We start from the raw sequence: 24,311 nt of genomic DNA on the forward strand, positions 1-24,311 counted from the left end.
AACGTGATGAACTCGTCATCACGTCACAAAAGGGGTACGTATGAGTACTGAACCTGTCATTCAACTCGGCAAGAAAAAAAAGGGGCTGTTCAAAGACGCCGTGATGGCGCTACTGCCCGACGGCGGCAACCTGAACATGTGCCTGACCTGCGGGGTCTGTTCCTCCGGGTGCCCGGCAACAGGGCTTGAAGATATGGACCCGAGAAAATTTTTACGCATGGCCTTTCTCGGCATGGATGAGGCGATTCTTGCAAGTCCCTGGATATGGATGTGCACCATGTGCCAGCGCTGCATTCATGTGTGCCCGATGAAAATCGATATCCCCCAGCTGGTCTACAATGTGCGAAGCGTCACACCCCGGGCTGAAAAGCCCAAGGGCATTCTCAGTTCCTGCGACCTCGCCCTCAGAAGCGATACCTGCAGCGCCATGGGCGCCACCGAAGAAGACTGGGTCTATGTGGTGGAGGATGTGCTGGAGGAGGTGCGTGAAAACCAGCCGGAGTTTCGAAGCATGGAAGCGCCCATGGACAAGGCCGGCACCGTCTTTTTTCTCAATCAGAATTCCAGGGAACCGGTGACCGAGCCCGACGAGATGGTGCCCCTCTGGAAAATTCTTCATTCGGTGGGGGCGGACTGGACCTATGGCAGCAAGGGCTGGGCCGCTGAAAATTACTGTATGTTCCTGGCCGACAATGCGGACTGGGAATCCATTATAAGGACCAAGGCCAAGGCTGTGGAGGACCTTGGGGCCAAGGTCTGGCTCAATACGGAGTGAGGCCACGAATTCTTCGCAGTCCGGGCCGGACTGAAAAAGTTCAACATCCCTCACACGTTTGAGGTCAAAAGCATCATCGAATATTATGCCCGCTGGATCCGTGAGGGCAAACTCAAGGTCAGTTCCGAATGGAACCGCAACCTCAAGGTAAAATTCACGGTTCAGGATCCCTGCCAGCTGGTTCGAAAAAGCCTGGGCGACCCCATTGCCGAAGACCTTCGTTTCGTGGTCAAGTCGGTGGTCGGTGAGGAAAACTTCATCGATATGAATCCCAACCGTTCCAACAATTTCTGCTGCGGCGGCGGCGGTGGATTTCTTCAGGCCGGTTTGCCTGACGCCCGCCACGAATACGGCAAACAGAAATTCGACCAGATCATGAAGACCGGCGCGGGTTATTGCATTACACCCTGCCACAACTGCCATTCCCAGATCCACGATTTGTCGGAACATTTTGACGGGGGGTATTACACCGTGCATTTGTGGACCCTGATCTGCCTGGCCATGGGGAATCTGGGCGAAAATGAGCGGGGTTATCTTGGACCGGACTTGGCCGGCGTGGGCCTGTAAATCAAGAAACTGGAGGCGGCATGAAAACGTTTTTCAACCTGATTCAGGACGTTCAAAAACCGGGGCTCTGTCACCGGTGCGGGGGGTGTGTGACGTTTTGCACGGCGGTGAACTATGGCGCCCTCGAGCTGGACAAGGACGGGGCTCCGAAATATCTGGATATTGAAAAGTGCATCGAGTGCGGGTTGTGTTACTCCATCTGCCCGGAAATTGATGAGCTGGAGGAAGAGGTCAAGCGAAAGCTGGCCTGGAGTGCTCCCATGGGGCGGGTGATGGAAACCACGGTGGCCCGGGCCAAGGACGAACGGATCCGGGCCCATGCCACGGACGGCGGGGTTATCACGGCCTTGCTTGTGCACCTGTTCGATACCGGAAAAATCGACGGAGCCATTGTGGCACGGCCCACGGGACGGTTTCAGCGCAGCCCCACCCTGGCCACCGGCCGGGAGGAAATCCACGAGGCAGCCGGCTTTTATTTTGACACCTCCCAGGGGGTGAATCAGCTCAATGACCGGTATCTGACCTATTCGACCATTGAAGAATTCGCTCCCATGATGCAGAAAGGCCTGCGCAGGGTAGCCCTGGTGGGGACCCCCTGTCAGATTCAGTCGGTGCGGCGAATGGAAGCGCTTGAAATCATTCCTTCGGATTCGATCAAATTCTGTTTCGGCCTTTTCTGTTCCGGCAATTTCATTTTCGGGGACGTTCAACGAAAAAAGCTTTCCGAAAACCATCATATTGACTGGGACGCCGTGAAGAAAATCAATGTCAAGGATACCTTCAGGGTGCATGGTAACGATGGAAAGATTACGGAAGTCCCCCTGTCCGACCTCGAATTCATGAAACGGCACGCCTGCAGGTATTGCATGGATTATGCCTCCGAGTACGCCGACATCTCGTTTGGCGGCATCGGGGCGGAGGAGGGGTGGACCACCGTCATTACGCGAACGCCGTTGGGACGCGCCGTCTTTGCGGATGCCCGGAACAAATCCGTGGAGGAGTTCCCGGTGGCGGACAATGCCAATTATGCCAGCCAGGCCCTTTCCACGACCCGCATGGCGTCCAATGAAAAAAAACAGGCCGCCAGGAAAAACCTGAAAACACTGGGATCCAAAGGCATCAAGGTCGTCAGTTAGCGCCCATCCTTAACGGGAACGTCCACCTTGCGACGGACACGACAAACGAAAGGAGTCTCTATGAAAGTCAAGGTGTTAAGCGAATGGCTCAACTCATGCTCCGGGTGTGAGATTTCCATGGTGGATATGGGAGAGCGGCTGCTGGATGTCCTGAACCTGGTCGATTTTGTGCATATCCCGGTGCTGATGGACAACAAATACTACGGACAGCTGGGAGACCGGAAGCATCTGTCCCTGCCGGAAGCCGACGTGGGGATTATCAGCGGGGGCATTCGCAATGATGAGCATCTCGAACTGGCCCTTGAAATCCGGAAAAAGTGCAAGATCGTCATTGCCCTGGGCACCTGTGCCACCCACGGCGGCATCCCCAGTCTGGCCAACAGCTACCGCAACGATCAGATTTTAGACCGGTATTATTCCACGGAAACCACGGACACGCCAGAGCGCTATCCGTCCGAGGGCATCCCCGAACTACTGGACGCCTGCTATGCCCTTGATGAAAAAATCCATGTGGATGTCTACCTTCCGGGCTGTGCGCCTCACCCGGATCAGGTGTTCGAGGCCCTGGTGGCCCTCATCGAGCAACGCCCGGCAGATCTGTCGGGCAAAAGCGTCTGTGACACCTGCCCCACCCGGCGTGAAGGCAAGGGAGACCTGAAAAAGCTGGTGCGTTTTCTCAAGGCTCCCAAGCAGGACAGCCCCTCGGCTCCTCTGAATAAAATGCGCTGCCTTCTGGAGCAGGGCATTCTCTGCATGGGACCGGTGACCCGCGCCGGATGCGGGGGCAACGGCATCACCCCGCGATGCATTTCCGCCAGGGTACCCTGCAGGGGATGCTACGGTCCGGTCAAACATGAAGGCAACCAGATGATGGATATGCTAAACGCCCTGGCCTCCAACGGCATCGACATCACGTCCCTGCCGGAACGCGCCTCTCTGCTCCGGTTTTCCGGCGCCCATGGGAGGCTCCGCCCCCCGTTCAAGGCAAAAAGCGCGTAAAACAAAAACAGCCTCAGGCGACCCTCCCGGGGGGCCAGCTTTTAAAAAGCTGGGCAAATGGGTTGGGAAGAATCGTGCACAGGACAAAAACATGTTTTGTCAAACTTTTACAAAAAGTTTGGCCCCCGGCAGGGCCGCCGGAGGCAAACCCCAAAAATCAAAGGAACTCATATGACCCAGACCATCACCATTTCGCCGCTCACCCGGATAGAGGGGCATGCGTCCATTGCCATCGATCTGGATGATGACGGCAATGTCAAGGACTCCAAGGTCCATTTCCAGTCCCTCCGGGGGTTTGAAAAATTTGTCGAGGGGAAGCCGGCCGAGGAATTGCCCCGGATTGTGAACCGCATCTGCGGGATCTGTCCCTGGCATCATCATCTGGCCTCCAACAAGGCGGTGGACCGGTGCTTCGGTGTCACCCCTCCCCCGGCCGGGCAAAAACTGCGCGAACTCATGCAGACCATCGCCCATGCGGAAGACAAGCTGCTCCACTTTTTCTTTCTGGCGGCCGCCGACTTCGTCATCGGGCCGGAAAGCGACTATGCGGTGAGGAACGTGATCGGCGTGGTCAAGGCCAACCCGGATCTTGCCAAAAAAGTGGTGCAGATGCGATTCAAGGCCAAGATGATTCTGGAAAAGTTTGCGGGCAAGGCCATTCATCCGGTGGCCGGGGTGACCGGCGGCTTTTCCAAACCGCTCCTGGAGGAGGACCGCAAGGGAATGATCGCCGAAATGCAGGAGATCCTCGACTTTGCCCTCTTTACCATGGATTTCGCAAAAAAAGAGGTCTTTGCCAAATACCTGGACACCATTCAGGTGCTGGGCGTCATCAACACCGGTTTCCTGGGAACCGTGGACGACACCGGCGCCATGAACCTTTATGACGGCAAGCTCCGACTGATGAAACCGGACGGCACCTTCACGGATTTTGACGTGACCGACTATGCCGACTATATCGGTGAACAGGTGGTGCCCTGGTCCTACGGGAAATTCCCCTATGCCCGAAGCTGGGACGAGGGTTTTTCGCTTGCTCTTGACGCGCCCAAAGGGATATACCGATCCAACTGTCTGGCCCGGATCAACACAGCAGACCGCATGAGCACCCCCAAAGCCCAGGCCGAACTGGAGGAATTCCGCGAAAAATTCGGCCGTCCGGCCCAGGCCACCCTTTTATATCACTGGGCCCGGCTGATTGAAGAGGTCTACGCCTGTGAGCACGCCATCGAACTGCTCAAGGACCCTGAAATTACGGACGAAAATGTCAGGGCCACCGCAGAACCGGGCGCGGGCCGCGGGGTGGGCTTCGTGGAAGCCCCCAGGGGCACCCTGATCCATGATTATTCCACCGATGAAAACGGCCTGATCACACGGGCCAACATGATTGTGGGCACCACCCACAACCTGGGCCCCATCAACATGAGTGTGGATCAGGCCGCAAGGCTCCTGATCAAAAACGGAAACGTCGACGAAGGGACCCTGAACAAGATCGAAATGGCGGTGCGCGCCTACGACCCATGAGTGTCCTGCGCAACCCATCGCCTGGACGGCGATCACGGCATCTCGATCAGCATCTTTGATTCATCCAAGAATCTCGTTGAATCATGGCCCAAAGCAAAATCATAAACCCTGTGCTACCGATGTTCAGGTCGGGGACGGGCCCCCTCATTTTGAATCATTGAAGGTCGGAAATACCGCCGCCCCGAAGGGCGGCGGTTGGACTATTTGGACGGGGCCGGTTTGTCCGGAGAGGGGTCGCCTTTCTTTTTGCCCGTGCCCTTCCGGGACTCGGGCTCGGGCTTGGCGCCTTTGAGCAGGGTGATGACGTGGTCTTTGTTTTGAGACAAAAACAGGGACAGTTCCTCGAGAAGCTCTTCCTTGATATCAAGACCGGCTGTTTCGATGTATCCGTAAAGCTCATCGGCGATATCAAGCATCTTGTCGTAGGCGTCCGCCTCTTTTTTGCTCGTGAATGTCATTTTTTCGACTCCGTTCCGTACAACGATGTATTTAACAACAACCGCCATGGCACGCTCCCTTGATCATGATAAATAGTGTCCCGCCCCTAATATTTCGGCCCCGATGGATCAGGCCAGATCGTCCGGAATATCCGCATTGGTATGGACATTCTGCACGTCGTCGCAATCATCCAGCATATCCATCATCTTGAGCATCTTTTCGGCGTCGGCGCCCTGGAGTTTGGCCATGTTCTGGGGAATCATCGTCACTTCGGCCATGATATAGGGTATCTTGGCGGCGTCGACGGCGTCCTTGACCGCATCGAAATCCTCGGGGGCCGTCAGCACTTCGAAGGTGTCGCCCTCGTCTTTCACATCCTCCGCCCCGGCTTCGATGGCCGTTTCCATCAGAACCTCCTCGTCGACCTCGCCCTTGTTGACGGCGATCAGGCCCTTCTTGTCGAACATCCAGGACACGCAGCCCGTGGACCCGATGTTGCCGCCGCACTTGGTGAAAATATGGCGGATGTCCGCAATGGCCCGGTTCTTGTTGTCGGTCAGCGACTCGACGATCACCGCCGCTCCGCCGGGTCCGTATCCTTCGTAGGTCATTTCCTCATAATTGACGCCCTCAAGTTCACCGGTGCCCTTCTTGATGGCACGCTCTAAGTTGTCCTTGGGCATGTTCTCACTCTTGGCCGCGGCAATGGCCGTCCTCAGCCGGGGATTTGCGCCGGGATCGCCCCCGCCCATCCGGGCCGCCACCGTGATTTCCTTGATCAGTTTGGTAAAAATCTTGCCCCGTTTGGCATCCTCTTTACCTTTTTTATGTTTGATGTTCGCCCACTTGCTATGTCCAGCCATCCATCCTCCTATTTTTTACCTGTGCCTATGATGTAAATTTCCTTGCTCTGCTTGCGGCAGCTTTCCGGTTTGAACTGTTTCTGTTGATCGAAGACCAGGCGGACCCGGTCGGTAAAATCTTTGATATCCCCGCCCTGAAAAATCTTGCACACAAAAATTCCGCCGGGGGTCAGCACCCGTGCGGCCAGATCGAGGGCCATGTTGCAGAGTTCCAGGGACCGTGCCGCATCCACGTCCTTCATGCCGGTGGTGGAAGGAGCCATGTCGCTGAGAACCGCCTGGAAACCCGTGGCCAGATGTTCATCCCAGGCCGGATCCGGTTCCAGGATGTCGCCCACCAGGGCCAGGGCCTGGGCCGGCAGTTTGGCGGTGACGGGTTTCAGGTCAATGCCGACGACCCGCCCCCCCGCTCCGACCAGTTCCGCCGCGTAAAGAAGCCATGATCCCGGCGAGCATCCGAGATCGAGTACCCTATCATTTTTTTTTATCAGTGTAAACTTTCTCTGAATTTCCTGAAGCTTATAGACGGACCGGGCCGGATAGCCGTCGTCCTTCGCCTTTCGGGTGTAATGATCCTCCCACGAATTTCCCCCCTTTCCGGGTTTGGGTTTTGCGGGTTTGCGCCTGCCGTTCAAAACAACACCTCCATGGCTTCGCCCAGGTTCTTCACCCCGGTGATTTTCATGTCGCCCATGCCTTTCAGCCCGCCCACACAACTCTTGGGCACGACCAGACGGGTGAATCCCATTTTTTTGATTTCCGCCGCCCGGATCTCGATGCGGCTGATGGCCCGGACCTCGCCGGTCAGGCCGATTTCCCCGAGGACCACCACGCCCGTGGGGACGGCCCGATCCAGAAAACTCGACGCGATGGCGGTGGCGATGGCCATGTCCACGGACGGTTCCATGACCTTCACCCCGCCTGCCACATTCATGAAAATATCCAGCCCGGTGAGATGCATGCCCAGTTTCTTCTCCATGACGGCCACCAACAAGGCCACACGGTTCTGGTCCAGCCCCAGCACCGTGCGCCGGGGGGTTCCCAGGTTCGAGCCGCTGGCCAGGCCCTGGATCTCCACTAGAATGGGCCGGGTGCCTTCCATGCAGGCCGTGACCACCGATCCCGGCGCCTTTTCCGGGCGTTCGGACAGAAACACGGCCGAGGGGTTGGTCACCTGGGCCAGGCCCCGGTCCTTCATTTCAAAGACACCGATCTCGTTGGTGGAGCCGAAACGGTTCTTGACGGCCCTTAGAATCCGGAAGACGTGGGAATTGTCCCCCTCGAAATACAGCACCGTATCGACCATGTGTTCCATGACCCGGGGGCCTGCGATGGACCCGTCCTTGGTCACATGGCCGATCAGAAACACCGGGATGCCGCTGCGCTTGGCCATGACCATCAGCTTCATGGTCGATTCCCGCACCTGGCTGACACTGCCCGGCGCCGAGGTCAACTCGGGGTTGTACATGGTCTGGATGGAATCGATGACGAGAACGGTGGGCTTTTCCGCAGCCACGGTGGCCATGATGCGTTCCAGATCGATTTCAGACACCACGAACAGCCGGGGCGACAGGGTCTGAAGCCGCTCGCTCCTGAGCTTGATCTGCCGGACCGATTCCTCGCCCGACACATACAGCACCTTCTGCCCCATGCGGCAGAGTCCGTCAAGGGCCTGGAGCATCAGGGTGGACTTGCCGATACCCGGTTCGCCGCCGATCAGCACCAGAGAGCCTTCGACCAGCCCGCCGCCCAGGACCCGGTCGAATTCGGAAATCCCCGTGATCATCCGGGCCTCATGGTCACAGACCACCGCGTCGACCGGAACCGGGGTGAGCGCCTTGACCGTTCCGGCGTTACCGCTGCGTTCACCGTAGGCACCGGTTTCGTCCGCCTCCTCGACCAGGCTGTCCCACTGTCCGCAACCCGGGCATTTGCCCAGCCATTTGGGGGACTGATACCCGCAGGCCTGGCAGCTGTAAACGGTTTTGGCCTTTTTTTTCACTATACCGGCCCGGTCCTTTCTGTTAGGATTGAGTCATTGCACAGGCACACGTTCGACACACGATTGATTCGGAATGGTTCACACCCGGATTTGGCCCATGATTGATTATCACATCCATACCCCCCTTTGCAACCATGCACAGGGCAGCATGCGTCAATCGGTCCTTCATGCCGTTTCGGCAGGGCTTTCGGAGATCTGTTTCCTCGACCACCTGATCATCGACGGACCTGGCCTGAAAAACACCATGGCCGTGTCGGAAGTACCGCTTTACGTTCAGGCCGCAGCCGCCCTCAGGCGTGAATTTGAAGGGAAAATTATCATCCGGACCGGCCTTGAAGTGGATTTCATCCCCGAGAGAATCGATGAGATCAGCCGGATCATCGAGAGTTTCGATTTCGATGTCATCGGGGCCTCGGTTCATTTTGTCCGGGGATACAATGTGGCCAGCCGGAGAAACGCTCCGCCCGAGGGACTGTTCGCCGACGGCGACATGGCCCGCCTCTATGTCGAGGCCCTCGACCGGATGCTGGACTACGATTTTTTCGATGTCGTCTGCCATCCGGATGTGGTCAGAAAAAGCGGTATTGCGACCAGCCAAGACGTTGAACCCTTAATGGAGGGCCTTCTTGAAAAAATCGCCCGCAAAGGCCTGACCCTGGAATTCAATACCGGGGGCTGGGATCACCCGGCGGAAGACAGTTACCCCTCCCGACCCTTTGCCGAAAAATGTCACCTCCGCGGCATCCCGTTCACGCTGGGCTCCGACGCCCACAGACCCGAGAACGTGGGCCGAAACATCGACCGGGGCGCCGCCATCCTGAAACGCATCGGGTACACCCACATCAACACCTTCGAACGTCGGCAGGTCAGACCGGTTCCCCTTTGGGGGTAATGTGCCCTATTTTGTCATAAAAAAGCGCCTTTTTTTGTCAGGTTTTCCACGGGAGTTGCGTATGCACATTTTCAATACATTGATTTTAAAGAAAAAAATTTTTCAATACACTTGGTATGCAATCTGCAGCATGATATCGCGGGGGGCATCACAAGGGGATGAGGGGGAACCTTTTTTTTACCGCCACCGATTCGTGGCGGGCAGAAAAAAAGGTTCCCCCTGTTTTTTTGACGCTTCTTACGCAAAGGAGTCTCTGATGAGCCGATCCCTCACCAAGACCATCCTGCCGGCAGCCGTTCTCTTTCTTTTATCGCTCGCAGACGCCCGGGGAAATTTTTCAGACAGCCCCTCACCCGGCCGGAACCCTGATCATTTCACCACCCTCAAACAGCGCCTGGTCGACGATGGAATCGACGCCGAAGCCGTCGGCCGCATCTATGCCTCTCCCGATGTTTTTTTCGACAGCGAAGGAACCGGACTTTTTTTCATTCACAACGAAGGCATTCTCAACTACGAGCGTTTCGCCAACAAAACCGCCATTCACAGAGCCCGGAAGTACATCGACCGGCACCGTGCGCATTTCGAAACCATTGAAAAGCAGTTCGGTGTTGACAAAACCGTCATAACGGCCATAATCCTTGTCGAAACCGGGCTGGGAACCTACATGGGCAAACGGCGGGTGATCAACACCCTGTCCACCATGGCCGCCCTGAATGACGAGGCCGCCTTGAACCATCTGTGGGACTCCCTGTCCGATGAGAACCGACTGCCCCGGGAGCAGTTCGAGAAAAAAGCCGAGCGGAAATCGGCCTGGGCCTTTACGGAGCTCAAGGCCTTCATCCGCTACACCGAAAAGGAAAAGCTCGACCCCACGGCGATCAACGGGTCCTATGCCGGGGCCATGGGAATCGCCCAGTTCATGCCCAGCAACATCCTGCTGCTGGCCATGGACGGAAACAAGGACGGCGTCATCGACATGTTCGATCATGAAGACGCCATCGCCAGTATCGCCAATTATCTGAAACATTACGGCTGGCACGAAACCATCAACGATGAGAAGGCATTCAAGGTTCTTTACGCGTACAACCACAGTTCGTACTACGTGAACATCCTGTTGAAGATTTCAAACCTGCTGAAAGGAAGCAATGGATAGCACCCTCTTACACACCATCCTGATCTGGATGGTCATCGGCCTGTTCTTTTTCGTCCTGACCACCCTGGCGGTAACCGATGTGCTTCGTAAACAGTTCGGCTCAACACGCGTCAAGACATTCTGGGGACTCATTGCCCTGGTCCCCTTCATCGGCTGGCTGATCTACCTTCTTCTGGGATATCGCAAAGGACGGGTTGCGACCCCCTGATCACTGCGGTTCGACCGGAGGGGGCGGGGGCTTGCGAGGCGGCGAGCCGAGACGGCAGCCCTCGCAGGTCCATTTCTTGCCGTACACCGGCTGGAGCTGCTGAAGATCCACATACACGGACAGATTGTAGACAAACCTTTCATCCCCTTCATCGGGGATCTTGACAATCCAGAGCTTGTGATTGCCGGCGTACTGCCTGATCCAGGTCCTCAGGTTGTAATCCGTTCCCACCAGAATCAGTACCTTGCTTCCAAAACGGGTCTTGACCTGCCAGGTATGGTTGACCTTCATGTCACCGGGACCGGGTATCATTTTTTCCTTGTAGTGTTCCTCGAACAGTTCCACCATGTAATCACCGGCCCGGGCCGGTGCGGCGAAAAGAACGGCGAAAACGGTCAGAGCGCATAGTGTTTTCATGAGCAGGTCCTGTAAGCGCGTGGGAAACACACCCACAACGGGTATCAATGGCGTTTGAAGCGGCAGGGCCGCACCGTTCACCCATAGAACAGGCCGATGCGCCCCCGGATGCCTATCTTATCGGCAGGCCCCGCCGAAAACCTGAGGCGTTCATCCTGGGTCAAGGGTGCCCGGCAGGCCCCCCCGCCGGACGTCTCCAAGACATTTCTTGATTTTAAGGTCCGGGTATAATAAGATGTTCAAAAAAAATTTCGATCATGAATCGCAAATTCGGCCTTGTCCCAATGTCGCTCTTTCTCGAACCTGTCACATAAACAACCAGAATCAGAATGAAAAACATTATTGATTATGTATACTGTTCATCACCTTTGGAAAGGGTGAAACCTTACATCGCCCCACCGTCCAAATAACCGGAACCACCGCGACCATCACGTTTCATCAGGGGGAATCACTATGTGGAAGTCACTGAGTATCGGCAAAAAAATCTGGTGCAGCATCAGCATCCTGATCATTGGTTATTTCGTTTCCATGGTCTTCGGCCTGGTCAACGGGTCAAAAACCCAGAACCATCTTCTTCATGTCTCCGACTATCTGTTCCCCGCCGGGCAGGAAGCCCGAAGCGCCCTCACGGCCTTTAACGAACAGATCAAGCTTTACAACGACGCCGTGCTTTTAGGCGATGCGGAGGTCATCGATACGGCCCGGGAACGGGCGGATCAGACGGAAAAAGCCCTGGGCGCCATCACCGCGTTTGCCATGATCGACCCGGAAGACGCAACGCGGGTCCAGAACCTTCTGAACAGAATCAAGGATTTTAACACCAGGGCCCATCCCGTCTACCTGGGCCTCAGCCGGGAAGAAACCGGTGACCCCAACAACACCAACACCACCAAGGCCATCGAACTGGCCAAGGACATCAAGATTCTGACCGAAAGCCTCGAAAAAAACGCCGTGTATTTTGCCGACACCCTCAGGCAGAAACTCAACGCCACGGGCAAGGCCGTTCTCTACCAGCAGTACATGAACATCGTGCTGTTCATCGCCGTGGTGGCCTTTTCAAGCATCATGGTCTCGATCATCCTGTCCCGGGCCGTGATCCGGCCCCTGGCCGGCACCGTGGCCATGATCAAGGACATCGCCCAGGGTGAAGGCGACCTGACCAAACGACTGGCCGTGACCAGCGAAGATGAGGTGGGGGAACTGTCGCGATGGTTCAACACCTTCATCGAAAACCTCCAGGACATGATCGGTCAGATCATGCGTAACGCCAAAACCCTGACCGACTCGTCGGCTGAACTCAGTTCCCTGTCGTCCCTGATGGCCGACAGCGCCGCCGCCATGTCCGGGCGTTCCGACACCGTGGCGGGGGCATCCAACGACATGCGCGCCAACATGGATTCCGTGGCGGCGTCCATGGAAGAAGCCTCGGCCAATACCGGGGTCGTGGCGGCGGCCACCGAGGAAATGACGGCCACCATCAACGAAATCGCCGGCAACTCCGAAAAGGCGCGGTCCATCACCGAAAAGGCCGTGTCTCAGGCCAAGCGGGCGTCCGATCGGGTCAGGGAACTGGGTATTGCCGCCGACGACATCGGCAAGGTCACCGAGACCATCACCGAAATTTCCGAGCAGACCAACCTCCTGGCCCTGAACGCCACCATCGAGGCGGCCCGGGCCGGAGAAGCCGGTAAAGGGTTTGCCGTGGTGGCCAACGAAATCAAGGAACTGGCCCGCCAGACCGCCGAAGCCACCCAGGACATCAAAACCAAAATCGAAGGCATCCAGGGCTCCACGGCCGGAACGGTCTCGGACATCGGCGAGATCTCCACGGTGATCAATGACGTCAACGAGATCGTGTCCACCATCGCCACGGCCGTCGAAGAACAGTCGGCCACCACCAAGGAGATCGCCAACAACGTGGTCCGGGTCTCCGAAGTCATCCAGGGGATCAACAGCAACGTCGGTCAGAGCACCGCCTTCTCCGCCCAGATCGCGGAGGATATCGCCGAGGTCAACAGCGCCGGCCGCGTCATGTCGGAAAACTGCAACCAGATGAACTCCGGAACCGACAAACTCGAAGCCCTGGCCCAGACCCTCAAGGACATGGTCGGCAAATTCAGGATCTGATGCCTCCGAAATCCGCTTACCCCAACCCGCCCTGAAAAGGGCGGGTTTTTTGTCGGAACCCCTCGCTTCGTACCGGGAAAGATTTTCCGCCGTCCCGGCTTTATCCGGAAAAAACCGCATCGCCTTCGTGCTTCGAATCGGATATATCCCTTAAATCCAAGCTCTATAACATCTTGTTTTTAAATAATTTATTCCAACACAGACGTCCATGGCACGCAACATGCTTTTCTTCCGGTCAAACGGTCCATCTCACGACCCGACAACCGTGAACCAAGGATGCAGCCATGCTCGCACAGACACATATCTTTCAAACCATGACCGCCGGCAAGACCCCGACCCCCACCCTGTCCGGGGACGGCAAGGGGCAGGCCGCCCAGGGGCTGGGCAAGCAGTTCAAGGCCCTGATGGAATCGCTGACGGCCCGGGTCGATGACGGCGGCACGCTGGACATGGATGCCCTGATGAACATGATGAACATGGACGATGCCCAGGGGAAAAAAAGTTCGGATCTTCTGACCCTTTTGGCCGGAAAGCTCCAGGACGGCGGCGTGATTCCCGGCCTGCGCATGGTGGGCGAAGAGGGCCTTGACATCCTGGGCCGGCTGCTCACCACGCTTGGCTTTGACACCGACAAGGTCAATACCCTGATCGATTCATTCAAGCAGGGCGGCGACCGGGGCCGGATTTCCTTGTCGAGCCTGATGAGCAGGCTGGGAGAATTCGTTCAGGAAAACGACCGGGACGACGAACTGGATCTGTCCGCCCTGCCCTACATCGAATCATTGCTCAACAGCTTCGCCCTTCCGCCCGCCCAAGTGGAAAGCATGATGAACCGTGCCGCCCGCTCCGGCTCCGGCCTTGATCTGGACACCCTCCTGGCCGACCTGAAACAGATTTCGTCTTCCCCCAGCGGAGTCGCCCTTGAATCCGAAAGCCGGACATCGCTGCTTCGGGACATGGGGCTGAAAACCGGAAAAACCGGGACCCTCACCCTGGACGAGGTTGTGGCCCGACTGGAAGCGTTGGTCCGTGAAAAAAATCCCGCCGGGGCATCTCCGGAAAACCTTGAACGGCTCTCCCGAACCTTTGCGGGCCAGGTCACGGACCTGAAATACAACGGAATAAACCGCGGGTCCACAGATAACAGCCCAAGCCCCAAGGGTCCTGCCGACGGCCTTGCGCTGAATTTCGACACCCCCCGGTTCAAGATGCCCCAGCCCTCCGCCGGGGAATCGGCCGAGTCGGCATTTTTTTCCGGGACCAGGGCCGAGGCCCTTAAAGCCCTGGGCAAAGAGGCGATAAAATCCGCCGAAGCGGTTCCTTCGTTTGAAAAGGCCCTGAAAGAAGTGCCGGCACCGTCCCACGATAACGCAGACGCCACGCCGTTTACCGTCAAAGCCCTTTCGGGATCGGACCTGTACGGCAAGGTCTCGGACATGAAAGCCGCCGGACCAAACGAAAAAGCGCTTCCCAGTTACGTGACCGACCAGGTGGCCAGGCAGATCAGCAAAGCCGTCAGACTCGGCGAATCGGAAATCACCTTCAGCATCCGGCCGCCGGAAATGGGCCGGGTGCAGCTGAGCATCGAAAACACCCGGGACGGGCTAAGGATCAACATCGTCACGGAACAGCACGCCACCCGGGACATGATCCTCAGTCATTCAACGGATCTTCGAACCCTTCTGGCCGATCAGGGTATCCGTCTGGAGAAACTGGACGTGGACGTGTCCGGCAGTTTCGGACAGTCCATGGCCCAGGCCAGACAGGAGGCGGAAAACTCCGGCTCCGGCAAGGGACGAAGGCACCGCGGCAAGAACGACTCCGCCCCGGCCGGAATCACCGGGACCGTTTCGGAGGATCACCCGGTCCGTTCATGGCGGCGGACCCGGGGTAATCTGGATCTGGTGGCCTGATCCAGGGCAGACGAAAGACGAGGAGAACGGATATGGCAATCAACACGGATTACAGCAACTCGGACATGTTCATCAACAACCAGCTCCGGGAGACGAAAACCGACACCAAGGCGGACTCCCTGGGCAAGGACGCCTTCCTGACCATGATGGTGGCCCAGCTGAAAAACCAGGACCCTCTAAACCCCCTGGAAGGCACGGACTTTACCGCCCAGCTCGCCCAGTTTTCAAGCCTGGAGCAGCAGCTTGAAATGAACAGCAACCTGTCCTCCATCCTCTCGACGCTGACCGCCTCCACGGAAGACAGCAACATCTTTGACTACATCGGCAAGGAAATCGTCAGCGACGGCAATCCCGTGACGGTCGAAAGCGGCGAGGTGATCGCAGGCGGTCTGTTCGAACTTGAGGAACCCGCCACCATCCACGTGACGGTCTACAACAGCGACGGAACCGCCGTCCGGCAGATGCATTCGGGCAACGAGCTGATCGAGGACGGGGTGTACAACATCGCCTGGGATGGTCGGGACGACAACGGCTACACCGTTTTGGACGGTGAATACACATACAAGGTCACGGCACTGAACGACCGGGGAGAATACGGCTCCGTTTCCACGACCACCAGCGGGCTGGTCGACGGCGTGACACGATACTACGGCAAGAATTACCTGATGGTCGACGGACGGCGTGTGGATCCGTCGAGCGTTGAAACCGTGAGGCTTTCCGATGAAACCCTGTAACGGTTTGCCCCGCCTTCGGGACGTCGGGTTTGCGATAAAAAACACGCGATCATTCAAGCAGGAGGATGTCATATGTCATTAACAAGTTCATTATTTTCAGGTGTAAGCGGTCTGGCCGCCACGGGCAATTCCATGACGGTCATCGGTGACAACATCGCCAATGTGAACACCATCGGCTTCAAATCCAGCCGGGTTACCTTTCAGGACATTCTCAGCCAGACGGTCGCCACCAATTCCGGTTCCGCCCAGGTGGGCCGCGGCACGGCCATCGGCGACATCGCCGGGCTCTTTGTCCAGGGGTCCTTCGAGTCCACCGAATCCCCCACGGACCTGGCCATCGGCGGCGACGGCTTCTTCATCGTCCGGGACCCCAGCAACGTCGCGGAAAACTACTACACCCGGGCCGGGGAGTTCCGGTTCGACAAGGACGGCTATTTCACCACCCCCGCAGGCTACATCGTCCAGGGATGGGAACTGCGCCGCAATGAGAACACCATGGATGTGGAAGACATCGGCTCGGTCGGCGATATCCGGCTGGAATCCTTCACCTCCCCGCCCGAGCAGACCGACAGCATCAGCATCATGACCAACCTGGACTCCCGTGCCGAAGACAACACCACCGGCCCCGGACTTCCCCTGTCCGCCGCCTGGAACGGGGACCCCGCCGCGTCCGTGAACCTGTCCGACGTGGCCTACGAATACCAGACCACCGTCAAGGTCTACGATTCCCTGGGCAGTACCCACGACGTGACCATCTACTACGATCCCGGCGAGCTGACCAACACCTACGAATACATCGTGGTCTGCAACCCCGTGGAAGACCGTCGGGATATTTTCACCGCCGCTGACAACGCCGGGTTGGGCCTCCTGGGCCGGGGCCTTCTGACCTTCACCTCCGACGGTATCCTGGCCAGCCAGACCTTCGAACGCTTTGTGGGCAACTCCGGCGGAAACCTGACCACCACCGCGGGCACCGGCGTCTGGGCAGCCAACTTCCCCGGCGTGGGCGGCGACTGGGAAGGCGACCCGGCCGATCTGCTGGGCGGCCCCCCGGCCTCCGAGACTTACACCTTCACCGCGCCCACCGGCGGCACCATCGGCACCGACACCATCGGCCTGACCTGGGCCAGTGCCAACGGCGGGAACGCCGGCACCCTGACCATTCCGGCCGACTACACCCTGGGGGATTACGTGGAAGGCCCCGACGGCATGTTCTTCCGGTTCACCACCGGCAACGTGGTGGGCGCGGGCGACACCTTCGACATCACCATCAGTCAGGGCGATCCCGATGCGCTGAATGACACCAACAACTGGTCGGACATGACCGGCAACTTCACCCAGCAGCATTTCACCTTCGCGGCGGATTTCCTGGGAGGCATCGCCGGATCGACCACCATGGAAATCGAACTGGACATGGGCTCGGAATTCGACGGCACCAACTGGTCCCCCGGCGCCCTGTCCACCACCCAGTTCGCCTCGGGATCGACCACGGTATACCAGACCTCCTCAGGCTACGGCGCCGGAAGTCTCCAGAACATTTCCGTGGATACGGACGGCGTGATCACCGGTCAGTATTCCAACGGCCAGGTCACGCCCCTGTTCCGGGTGGCGCTGGGCAACTTCCAGAATGTCCAGGGCCTGTTCAAACAGGGCGGCAACCTCTTTTCCGAGACCCGGACCAGCGGTCCGGTGATCACCAACAGACCCGGCACCAACGGTCTGGGCAGCATCGCCCCCAACTCCCTGGAACAGTCCAATGTGGACATGGCCGCCGAGTTCGTCAAAATGATCACCACCCAGCGGGCCTACCAGGCCAACTCGAAAATCGTCACCACCGTGGACACCATGCTCGGCGATACCATCGCCATGAAACGGTAGGCCCCCTCCCCCCGACCCCCCGGCACCCGCCGGGGGCTTCGGGAGGAGCCGACGGTTTTTGCTTCGGCGGCCCCGTCAACCGCCATGAATTTGACAGTTCCCATCACGCCGCCGCCCCCCCCTCGGTGTTAAAAACCTGTTTCCCCTTTTAATTTCATGGTATAACACTCCAACGCCTGTGCAGAATTGCTGGCCTTGATTTTGGCACAGGCGTTGCAGTCGTCTTCGATGTGTCCCATGGTCTGATCCGCACGCCGTCGGGGATTGGGGCCTTCATCGATACCACAACCGGTAAACACTGAGAGTCGATATGGATATTGCTACCCTGCTTGGATTGTGCTCCGCCTTCGGACTGGTGATCATCGCCATTGCCATGGGCGGCGGCATCATGCTTTTTGTCAACATTCCCTCCCTGATGATCGTCGTGGGCGGCACCCTGGGCGCCGCCATGATCAACTACCCGATCAAGGACATCTTCGGCACGGTGAGCGTTCTGAAAAATGTCTTTTTCACCAAAACACTCAAAAGCGACGATATCGCCGGACAGTTCGTCGAATTTGCCACCAAGGCCCGGCGGGAAGGCATTCTGGCCCTGGAGCCCCATGTGAAGGAAGTGGAAAACGACTTTCTGCGCAAGGGGCTTCAATTGTCCGTCGACGGCCTGGAGCCCGGCGCCATCAGCGACATCCTCGACACCGAAATGGACATCATGAAGGAAAGGCACCAGCTGGGGGCTGAAATCTTCGCCACCATGGGGGCCTTCGCCCCGGCCCTGGGTATGATCGGGACCCTGATCGGCCTGGTCCAGATGCTCCAGTCCATGGACGACCCCAACAGCATCGGCCCGGCCATGGCCGTGGCCCTGTTGACCACCTTTTACGGATCGGTTCTGGCCAACCTCGTGTTCATGCCCATCTCGGGCAAGCTCAAAACCCGAAGCAAAGAGGAAAGCCATATGATGGAAATCATCCGCACCGGCGTCATTTCCCTGACAAACGGCGACAACCCCAGGATTCTCGAGCAGAAACTCCTGGTGTACATGCCGCCCAAGGCCCGGAGCAGCAAGTTCGACTGAGAGGCGGACCATGGCCCGAAGAAAAAAAAGCCAGGCGGAACCGAAAAACGACGGCCTGATTCAGGTGATGACCATTTCTCTGTTCATCATCCTGCTTGCTTTTTTCATTCTGCTCAATTCCATCGCCACCATCGATAGCCAAAAGGTCAAAAAAGTCTTGGGCTCGGTGGTCGAGCAGTTCGGGGGGGAAAAGCCCACCGAGACCAGCGGCACGGCGCCGGAAGAGGTGTTCATCGACGGCGTGAGCCCCGTGGACCTGTCCGACCTGACCGCCGGGGACACCGGCACAGAAAACGACATTGCGGTCAAAAGCACGACGAAAAAAACCACGCTGAGCATTCAGGAAAGCCTGTTGTTTTCCGGATACGGCACACGAATCAGCGCCCAGGGGAAGCCGTTGATGGACAAGCTGGTGAAGATACTCACCGCCAACGAGTTTCCGGTGGAGATCAGCGGGCACACCGACGACAGCCCCCTGCCCCCCGGTGTCGGTATGGACAACCGGGAGCTGTCCACGCTCCGAAGCGTCACGGTCATGGAATACCTGGTCACCCAGGGCTCCGTCCCGGCCGAGCGCCTGACGGCCTGCGGATGGGGCGGGCTGAAACCCGCCGCATCCAATGCCGCCGCCCGGAGCAGGCGACTGAACCGACGGATCGATATCACCTTCACCCATGACAAATCCTTTGAAAAACCCAAAGGGATCTTTATCTTCAAGGATTTCTTTTTCAATGTCAAAGACCGGTAGGGAGGCACGGCATGGCTGACGACAACAGCGGACAAAACGATCCCAATGCCTGGATGGTCACCTTCGGGGATCTGATCATGCTGCTTCTGACCTTTTTCGTCATGCTTCTGACCATGAAAACCATGGACAAACAGGACACCAAGCAGATGTTCGAGCATTTCATCGAAGCCGAAGGCGCCATGGAAGTCAGCGGCTACAAGGCCGTTCCCGACACGCCCGAGGGTCTTCAGCCCCGGCGGCAGGTCCGTTATGTGACCTCCAGCGCCATGCTCAAAAAAACGCTCAAGGCGAATTATCACAATTTTCGAAAATATTACGAGGTCCGCGAGGACCCGCGGGGCGTCGTGGTCACCCTGGATTCGGAGCACCTGTTCGACCCGGCCCTTGCCGTCATCCGGCCCGAGGGGCTTCCTGTGCTCAACCTGATGGGGCACCTGCTCAGCCGGGTGTCCAACACCGTGCTGATTCTGGGGCACACCGACAACCTGCCCCTACGGGGGGGGCCCTACCGGTCCAACTGGAATCTTTCGGCGTATCGGGCCCTTGCCGTGTTCGAGTACCTGACCGCCGAATACGGCCTGAGTCCCGATGCCCTGGCCCCCGGCGGCTGCGGGGACACCCGGCCCGCGGTGCCCAATACCACGGCGGAAAACCGGGCCAAAAACCGGCGTGTGGAATTCATCCTTCAACCATAGGAAACAAGCGATGCCTGAACGGTTCACTATCGACGACGACCTGAGTCTGAACATCGGAGAACCCGACGACGACAAATCAGGCGGGAAAAAGCCGCCGGTCCGAAAAATCATGATGGTGGTGCTGATCGTGCTGATCGTAGTCGGCGTGGCCGGCACGCTGATAATGCTTGCATCCTCCCCGGACCCCGCGCCTTTGCCGATCGAAGAACCGGTGGACACACAGCCGATGCCGCGCAAGGCGTCTACGGTCTTTCCCACCCTTGTGCATCTTGGCTCCTTCGACGTTCAGCTGGGGGACCTGGGTGGCGACCGGGTGTTCAAGGTGGGTATCGAACTGGACACGGATTCGCCGGACCTTGCCGGTGAACTTACCCGGCGGGCGGTTCAGGTCAAGGGCATGATCACCTCTTTACTGGGCACGAAAACCTTAAGCGAAATACAGGGTGCGGACGGTAAGATCATTCTCAAAAACGAGCTGATCGCCAATCTGAACCGCATGCTTGAAACCGGCAAGGTCCGGAATCTCTATTTTTCCGAATTTATCATCTTTTAGGCGTCAGGCGGAATCATGGGCGATATCTTAACACAGGAAGAAGTCGACAGTCTCTTGTCGGGACTGAGCGCCGGCAAAGTCAAAACCGAAACCGAGGTCGCGACCAAGGAGGCCGACGGGGTGGTGATTTACGATTTCACCAACCAGGACCAGGTCATCCGGGGCCGCATGCCGACCTTCGAGGTGATCAACGAACGGTTCGCCCGGGAGATAAGGGCCAGCATGACCTCCATGCTCCACACCAACGTGGACATCAGCGCCGAATCCCTGGACACCCTGAAGTTCTCGGAATTCGGGCGCAGCCTGCCTGTGCCCACCAGCCTCCACGTTTTCCGCATGGAGCCCTTGAGGGGCCACGGCCTGCTGGTGCTCGAAAGCCAGCTGGTGTTCAGCCTCATCGACCAGTTCTTCGGCGGCAAGGGAACCACCAAGGCCCGCATCGAGGGCCGGGAGTTCACGGCCATCGAGGAGGTGATGATCAACAAGGTGGTGGTGGCCTGCCTGAGGGATCTGGAAACGGCCTGGTTTCCGGTGGAGCCGGTGCGTACGACCATGGTCCGCTCGGAAGTGAACCCGCAATTCGCCACCATCGTCATGCCCACGGACCTGGTCATCGTCACCCGTTTCGAGGTGGAGCTGGAGCAGACCGCCGGCACCCTGATCGTCTGCCTGCCCTACGCCATGATCGAACCCCTGCGCGGCAAGCTGTCCGCCGGGTTCCAGGCCGAGGTCGAAGACGTGGATTACACCTGGCAGAAACGGCTCAAGGAAATCATCCTGGATTCGGAAGTGGAACTGGCCGTGCAGCTGGGCACCACGGAAATCACCGGCGAGCGGCTGATCTACCTGAAACCCGGCGACATCATCGAGCTGGACCAGGACGCCGAAGACACCTTGAAGGGTCTGATTGAAAACTACCCCAAGCTTGAAGGCTACGCCGGGATCCAACGCGGCTTCCAGGCGTTCAGGGTCGAACGTAAACTCTATACCAGATAAGGAACACACCGTATGGCTGACGAAACCATGGACGATGCGGGCAAGGAAAAGAAACCGGACAAAGGTCGATCCGCCGAGGCCCAGGATCTCGAATTCATTCTGGACATTCCCCTGGAACTGTCCGTCGAACTGGGCCGCAGCAAGATGCTGGTCAACGACCTGTTGCAGCTGGGCCAGGGGTCCATCGTGGAGCTGAACAAACTGGCCGGGGAACCCTTGGAAATTTACATCAACCGCAAACTGGTGGCCCGGGGCGAGGTGGTGGTGGTCAACGAGAAATTCGGCGTGCGCCTGACCGATATCATCACCCCCATGGAGCGGGTCCGTAGTCTCGGATAACCGTTTAAACCAGACACCCCACGTGAGGTCTCCCGATGAATGAGATGGCATCGACACCGTTGGTCACCGGCTCCGATTTCTGGCTGATGATCCTGAAAAGCATGGGCACCCTCTGTCTGGTGCTGGGCCTTCTCATCGGCCTTTTGTACCTGATCAAACGAATGACCCAGGCCCGGAGCGGTGCGTCCGGTCGTTCGATGATCCGGCTGTTGTCCTCCTTTCATTTGGCCCCCAAGGAAAAGGTGGTGCTCCTGGACGTGATGGGACGCAAGCTCCTGATCGGGGTGACGGGCCAGAGCATCACGCCCCTTGCGGAATTTTCGGCCGAGACCTGGGACGAAGGCGCCGAGGCGGACGCCCATCCGGAACAGCCGCCCCTGTTCAAACACCTTCTGGCCCGCCTGGTCCGGGAAACCCCGGTACCGGAAGCGTCGGACCAGCCGTCCCCCCCCAAAGACGAGGTCCGGCCATGATCAAACGCCAACGCCATGCCGACCGGTTTGCCGCCCCGAGGCTCATCGTGGCCGTGCTTGGAACCGTCCTTCTGGGTCTGGCCGTCGTTTCGGTCGCCCAGGCGGCCCCCACCTTTCCCATTCCCTCGATCCAGGTCGGTGTGGACCGGGCCCAGGGACCGGGGGACGTGGCCCTGGCCCTGGAGATCATCGCCCTTCTGACCATCCTGTCGCTGGCTCCGGCCATCCTGATCCTTCTGACCTCCTTCACCCGGATCCTGATCGTGTTTCACTTTCTCCGGCAGGCCATCGGCATCCAGTCCACCCCGCCCAACCAGGTGCTGGTCAGCCTGGCGCTGTTCATCACCTTTTTCATCATGAAACCGGTGTGGCAGGACATCTACACCAACGCCCTGTCCCCGTACATGGACGAACAGATCACCTACCAGACCGCCTTCGACCGGGCCCAGGTGCCCATCAAAAAATTCATGCTGGCCAACACCCGGGAAAAGGACATCGCCCTGTTCGTGAAAATCTCCAAAAGCCCCCGGCCCCAGACCAAGGAGGACCTGACCCTCCTGACCCTGATCCCGGCCTTCGCCATCAGCGAACTCCAGACCGCCTTCATCATCGGTTTCGTGATCTACGTCCCCTTCCTGATCCTCGACATGGTGGTGGCCAGCGTCCTTTTGTCCATGGGCATGATGATGCTCCCCCCCGTCATGATCTCCCTCCCCTTCAAACTGATGCTCTTCGTCCTCGTCGACGGCTGGAACATCGTCGTGGGCTCCCTGGTCAACAGCTTCAGGGTGTGAGGCAGGATAAAAAACCCCTGTTGCTTTTCCGGGGCGAGTGACTTTATAATGCGCCTTCATCGTTTTGACCCCATGGACAGCAACAGGAGGCTTGATGGCGCTCGACACCCCCTTTCACTGCGATTCCCACCCCGTTCGCGGGGCCCGTTTGAGTTATCTGGACAGCGGCGGCGACAGGCCGCCCCTTCATTTCTACCACGCCAACGGATTTCCGGTGAGCGTCTATCTGCCCTTCATGACCCGGCTTGCCGAAGATTTCCGGGTCATGGGCATGGGCGTGCGGGGGCAGGACGCCCAGAGCGAAGGCAACACCTCCTGGCATGACGTGGCCGAGGATCTGATCAGCTTTCTCGACGCCCGGAACGCGGGACCGGTCATCGGGGTCGGCCACAGCGTAGGCGGCGCGGCCACCATGATGGCCGCGGCCCTTCGGCCGGACCTGTTTTCAAAAATCATTCTTATCGATCCGGCCATCCTGCCCTACCGCTATGTCCTGGCCATGGCCGTGATCCGGGTGCTGGGCCGGAAAGAGAGCTTCTTCCTTGCCAAACGGGCCCGGGGACGAAAAAACGGCTGGGCCGATCACCAGGCGGCTTACGACTACCTGAAAGACAAGAGCCTGTTCAAAAACTTCGACGACGCCTTTCTGCGATCCTACGTCACCTACGGCCTCACGCCCTCGCCCCGGGGCGGGGTGGAACTGCTCTGCCCGCCGGAAGCCGAAGCCCGGATCTTCGAAAACTACCCCTTAGATGTCTGGCTCTGGCCCAAACGCGTCACGGTCCCGGCCCTGATCATCCGGGGCGAGCATTCCGACGTCCTGTTCCCCCGCTCGGTCCGCCGCTTCTGCGGCAAATGCAAAGGTTCCCAGTCCCACCTGGTCCGCGGCGCCGGCCACCTCGTCCCCATGGAAAAACCCGACGAGGTGCTTTCCGCGGTCAGGCGGTTTGCTCAGGCATAGCCGATCGAAATCGGACAAAAAAGGTTGACAAACACCGGTCAAAAAGACGACTCT

The 24,311-nt window shown here is 58.3% G+C and carries 25 protein-coding genes; 20 read left to right on the forward strand and 5 right to left on the reverse strand.

Annotation, left to right across the window (positions count from 1 at the left end):
- Positions 1 to 40: 40 nt before the first annotated feature.
- The 4 genes from ACYQ11_RS10455 to ACYQ11_RS10470 all read left to right on the forward strand — a co-directional run bounded on the left by ACYQ11_RS10455 (position 41) and on the right by ACYQ11_RS10470 (position 4,998).
- Complete coding sequence (locus ACYQ11_RS10455; protein WP_459923723.1) at positions 41 to 1,342, forward strand: (Fe-S)-binding protein; 1,302 nt, start codon at positions 41 to 43, stop codon at positions 1,340 to 1,342.
- A 20-nt stretch (positions 1,343 to 1,362) separates the two neighbouring features.
- Entirely contained in the window at positions 1,363 to 2,478 is a 1,116-nt protein-coding gene (locus ACYQ11_RS10460; RefSeq protein ID WP_459923724.1) for a Coenzyme F420 hydrogenase/dehydrogenase, beta subunit C-terminal domain, read from the forward strand.
- A 60-nt stretch (positions 2,479 to 2,538) separates the two neighbouring features.
- The gene (locus tag ACYQ11_RS10465; RefSeq protein WP_459923725.1) at positions 2,539 to 3,477 is read left to right on the forward strand and encodes an NADH-quinone oxidoreductase subunit B family protein; all 939 of its coding nucleotides are present in this window, start codon (positions 2,539 to 2,541) and stop codon (positions 3,475 to 3,477) included.
- Positions 3,478 to 3,648: 171 nt separating this feature from the next.
- Positions 3,649 to 4,998, forward strand: a complete 1,350-nt coding sequence (locus ACYQ11_RS10470; protein WP_459923726.1) for a Ni/Fe hydrogenase subunit alpha — start codon at positions 3,649 to 3,651, stop codon at positions 4,996 to 4,998.
- Positions 4,999 to 5,198: 200 nt separating this feature from the next.
- On the opposite strand, the gene ACYQ11_RS10475 is transcribed toward ACYQ11_RS10470, so the two are convergent.
- The 4 genes from ACYQ11_RS10475 to radA are packed head-to-tail and all read right to left on the reverse strand — an operon-like array spanning position 5,199 to position 8,301.
- Complete coding sequence (locus tag ACYQ11_RS10475; RefSeq protein WP_459923727.1) at positions 5,199 to 5,504, reverse strand: YebG family protein; 306 nt, start codon at positions 5,502 to 5,504, stop codon at positions 5,199 to 5,201.
- 60 nt (positions 5,505 to 5,564) lie between these two features.
- Positions 5,565 to 6,299: a YebC/PmpR family DNA-binding transcriptional regulator gene (locus tag ACYQ11_RS10480; protein ID WP_459923728.1), complete on the reverse strand. Its 735-nt coding sequence runs from the start codon at positions 6,297 to 6,299 to the stop codon at positions 5,565 to 5,567.
- Positions 6,300 to 6,307: 8 nt separating this feature from the next.
- Entirely contained in the window at positions 6,308 to 6,934 is a 627-nt protein-coding gene (locus ACYQ11_RS10485) for an RlmE family RNA methyltransferase (protein WP_459923729.1), read from the reverse strand.
- A complete protein-coding gene (gene radA, locus ACYQ11_RS10490; RefSeq protein ID WP_459923730.1) occupies positions 6,931 to 8,301 on the reverse strand; it encodes a DNA repair protein RadA in 1,371 nt (456 codons plus the stop codon). Before radA ends, ACYQ11_RS10485 begins: the two co-directional genes overlap by 4 nt.
- A gap of 97 nt (positions 8,302 to 8,398) precedes the next feature.
- Between radA and ACYQ11_RS10495 the strand changes: the two genes are divergently transcribed.
- From ACYQ11_RS10495 to ACYQ11_RS10505, 3 genes are all read left to right on the forward strand, one after another.
- Complete coding sequence (locus tag ACYQ11_RS10495) at positions 8,399 to 9,193, forward strand: histidinol-phosphatase (protein WP_459923731.1); 795 nt, start codon at positions 8,399 to 8,401, stop codon at positions 9,191 to 9,193.
- A gap of 256 nt (positions 9,194 to 9,449) precedes the next feature.
- Entirely contained in the window at positions 9,450 to 10,346 is an 897-nt protein-coding gene (locus ACYQ11_RS10500) for a lytic murein transglycosylase (protein ID WP_459923732.1), read from the forward strand.
- Positions 10,339 to 10,554, forward strand: coding sequence for a PLDc N-terminal domain-containing protein (locus tag ACYQ11_RS10505; RefSeq protein WP_459923733.1), 216 nt, complete (start codon positions 10,339 to 10,341; stop codon positions 10,552 to 10,554). The genes ACYQ11_RS10500 and ACYQ11_RS10505 overlap by 8 nt, the downstream gene beginning before the upstream one ends.
- Here ACYQ11_RS10505 and ACYQ11_RS10510 read toward each other — a convergent pair whose 3' ends face one another.
- Positions 10,555 to 10,971 (reverse strand): hypothetical protein, encoded by a 417-nt coding sequence (locus ACYQ11_RS10510; RefSeq protein WP_459923734.1) that lies wholly within the window; start codon positions 10,969 to 10,971, stop codon positions 10,555 to 10,557.
- Positions 10,972 to 11,424: 453 nt separating this feature from the next.
- On the opposite strand from ACYQ11_RS10510, the gene ACYQ11_RS10515 reads away from it, so the two are divergent.
- From ACYQ11_RS10515 to ACYQ11_RS10575, 13 genes are all read left to right on the forward strand, one after another.
- Positions 11,425 to 13,098: a methyl-accepting chemotaxis protein gene (locus ACYQ11_RS10515; protein WP_459923735.1), complete on the forward strand. Its 1,674-nt coding sequence runs from the start codon at positions 11,425 to 11,427 to the stop codon at positions 13,096 to 13,098.
- A gap of 284 nt (positions 13,099 to 13,382) precedes the next feature.
- Entirely contained in the window at positions 13,383 to 15,011 is a 1,629-nt protein-coding gene (locus ACYQ11_RS10520; protein WP_459923736.1) for a flagellar hook-length control protein FliK, read from the forward strand.
- A 32-nt stretch (positions 15,012 to 15,043) separates the two neighbouring features.
- Entirely contained in the window at positions 15,044 to 15,745 is a 702-nt protein-coding gene (locus ACYQ11_RS10525; protein ID WP_459923737.1) for a flagellar hook assembly protein FlgD, read from the forward strand.
- Positions 15,746 to 15,817: 72 nt separating this feature from the next.
- The gene (locus tag ACYQ11_RS10530; RefSeq protein ID WP_459923738.1) at positions 15,818 to 17,623 is read left to right on the forward strand and encodes a flagellar hook protein FlgE; all 1,806 of its coding nucleotides are present in this window, start codon (positions 15,818 to 15,820) and stop codon (positions 17,621 to 17,623) included.
- A gap of 310 nt (positions 17,624 to 17,933) precedes the next feature.
- Positions 17,934 to 18,698: a motility protein A gene (locus ACYQ11_RS10535; RefSeq protein ID WP_459923739.1), complete on the forward strand. Its 765-nt coding sequence runs from the start codon at positions 17,934 to 17,936 to the stop codon at positions 18,696 to 18,698.
- 10 nt (positions 18,699 to 18,708) lie between these two features.
- Entirely contained in the window at positions 18,709 to 19,446 is a 738-nt protein-coding gene (locus tag ACYQ11_RS10540; protein WP_459923740.1) for an OmpA family protein, read from the forward strand.
- 11 nt (positions 19,447 to 19,457) lie between these two features.
- The gene (locus ACYQ11_RS10545) at positions 19,458 to 20,141 is read left to right on the forward strand and encodes an OmpA/MotB family protein (RefSeq protein WP_459923741.1); all 684 of its coding nucleotides are present in this window, start codon (positions 19,458 to 19,460) and stop codon (positions 20,139 to 20,141) included.
- A 10-nt stretch (positions 20,142 to 20,151) separates the two neighbouring features.
- A complete protein-coding gene (locus ACYQ11_RS10550) occupies positions 20,152 to 20,694 on the forward strand; it encodes a flagellar basal body-associated FliL family protein (protein WP_459923742.1) in 543 nt (180 codons plus the stop codon).
- Between the two features lie 15 nt (positions 20,695 to 20,709).
- Positions 20,710 to 21,690: a flagellar motor switch protein FliM gene (gene fliM, locus ACYQ11_RS10555; RefSeq protein ID WP_459923743.1), complete on the forward strand. Its 981-nt coding sequence runs from the start codon at positions 20,710 to 20,712 to the stop codon at positions 21,688 to 21,690.
- Between the two features lie 12 nt (positions 21,691 to 21,702).
- On the forward strand, positions 21,703 to 22,029 hold the full coding sequence (gene fliN, locus ACYQ11_RS10560; RefSeq protein ID WP_459923744.1) for a flagellar motor switch protein FliN: 327 nt from the start codon (positions 21,703 to 21,705) through the stop codon (positions 22,027 to 22,029).
- Between the two features lie 35 nt (positions 22,030 to 22,064).
- Positions 22,065 to 22,502 (forward strand): flagellar biosynthetic protein FliO, encoded by a 438-nt coding sequence (gene fliO, locus ACYQ11_RS10565; protein ID WP_459923745.1) that lies wholly within the window; start codon positions 22,065 to 22,067, stop codon positions 22,500 to 22,502.
- On the forward strand, positions 22,499 to 23,296 hold the full coding sequence (fliP, locus tag ACYQ11_RS10570) for a flagellar type III secretion system pore protein FliP (protein ID WP_459923746.1): 798 nt from the start codon (positions 22,499 to 22,501) through the stop codon (positions 23,294 to 23,296). Before fliO ends, fliP begins: the two co-directional genes overlap by 4 nt.
- A gap of 94 nt (positions 23,297 to 23,390) precedes the next feature.
- A complete protein-coding gene (locus ACYQ11_RS10575; RefSeq protein WP_459923747.1) occupies positions 23,391 to 24,257 on the forward strand; it encodes an alpha/beta fold hydrolase in 867 nt (288 codons plus the stop codon).
- The last annotated feature ends 54 nt before the right edge of the window (positions 24,258 to 24,311 follow it).

The organism is Desulfatiferula olefinivorans, from assembly GCF_054657895.1.

Coding starts and splice junctions, on each gene's coding strand:
- ACYQ11_RS10460 (WP_459923724.1), top strand. CDS start 1,363: ATGAAAACGTTTTTCAACCTGATTCAGGACGTTCAAAAACCGGGGCTC.
- ACYQ11_RS10465 (WP_459923725.1), top strand. CDS start 2,539: ATGAAAGTCAAGGTGTTAAGCGAATGGCTCAACTCATGCTCCGGGTGT.
- ACYQ11_RS10470 (WP_459923726.1), top strand. CDS start 3,649: ATGACCCAGACCATCACCATTTCGCCGCTCACCCGGATAGAGGGGCAT.
- ACYQ11_RS10475 (WP_459923727.1), bottom strand. CDS start 5,504: ATGGCGGTTGTTGTTAAATACATCGTTGTACGGAACGGAGTCGAAAAA.
- ACYQ11_RS10480 (WP_459923728.1), bottom strand. CDS start 6,299: ATGGCTGGACATAGCAAGTGGGCGAACATCAAACATAAAAAAGGTAAA.
- ACYQ11_RS10495 (WP_459923731.1), top strand. CDS start 8,399: ATGATTGATTATCACATCCATACCCCCCTTTGCAACCATGCACAGGGC.
- ACYQ11_RS10500 (WP_459923732.1), top strand. CDS start 9,450: ATGAGCCGATCCCTCACCAAGACCATCCTGCCGGCAGCCGTTCTCTTT.
- ACYQ11_RS10505 (WP_459923733.1), top strand. CDS start 10,339: ATGGATAGCACCCTCTTACACACCATCCTGATCTGGATGGTCATCGGC.
- ACYQ11_RS10510 (WP_459923734.1), bottom strand. CDS start 10,971: ATGAAAACACTATGCGCTCTGACCGTTTTCGCCGTTCTTTTCGCCGCA.
- ACYQ11_RS10515 (WP_459923735.1), top strand. CDS start 11,425: ATGTGGAAGTCACTGAGTATCGGCAAAAAAATCTGGTGCAGCATCAGC.
- ACYQ11_RS10520 (WP_459923736.1), top strand. CDS start 13,383: ATGCTCGCACAGACACATATCTTTCAAACCATGACCGCCGGCAAGACC.
- ACYQ11_RS10525 (WP_459923737.1), top strand. CDS start 15,044: ATGGCAATCAACACGGATTACAGCAACTCGGACATGTTCATCAACAAC.
- ACYQ11_RS10530 (WP_459923738.1), top strand. CDS start 15,818: ATGTCATTAACAAGTTCATTATTTTCAGGTGTAAGCGGTCTGGCCGCC.
- ACYQ11_RS10535 (WP_459923739.1), top strand. CDS start 17,934: ATGGATATTGCTACCCTGCTTGGATTGTGCTCCGCCTTCGGACTGGTG.
- ACYQ11_RS10540 (WP_459923740.1), top strand. CDS start 18,709: ATGGCCCGAAGAAAAAAAAGCCAGGCGGAACCGAAAAACGACGGCCTG.
- ACYQ11_RS10545 (WP_459923741.1), top strand. CDS start 19,458: ATGGCTGACGACAACAGCGGACAAAACGATCCCAATGCCTGGATGGTC.
- ACYQ11_RS10550 (WP_459923742.1), top strand. CDS start 20,152: ATGCCTGAACGGTTCACTATCGACGACGACCTGAGTCTGAACATCGGA.
- fliM (WP_459923743.1), top strand. CDS start 20,710: ATGGGCGATATCTTAACACAGGAAGAAGTCGACAGTCTCTTGTCGGGA.
- fliN (WP_459923744.1), top strand. CDS start 21,703: ATGGCTGACGAAACCATGGACGATGCGGGCAAGGAAAAGAAACCGGAC.
- fliO (WP_459923745.1), top strand. CDS start 22,065: ATGAATGAGATGGCATCGACACCGTTGGTCACCGGCTCCGATTTCTGG.
- fliP (WP_459923746.1), top strand. CDS start 22,499: ATGATCAAACGCCAACGCCATGCCGACCGGTTTGCCGCCCCGAGGCTC.
- ACYQ11_RS10575 (WP_459923747.1), top strand. CDS start 23,391: ATGGCGCTCGACACCCCCTTTCACTGCGATTCCCACCCCGTTCGCGGG.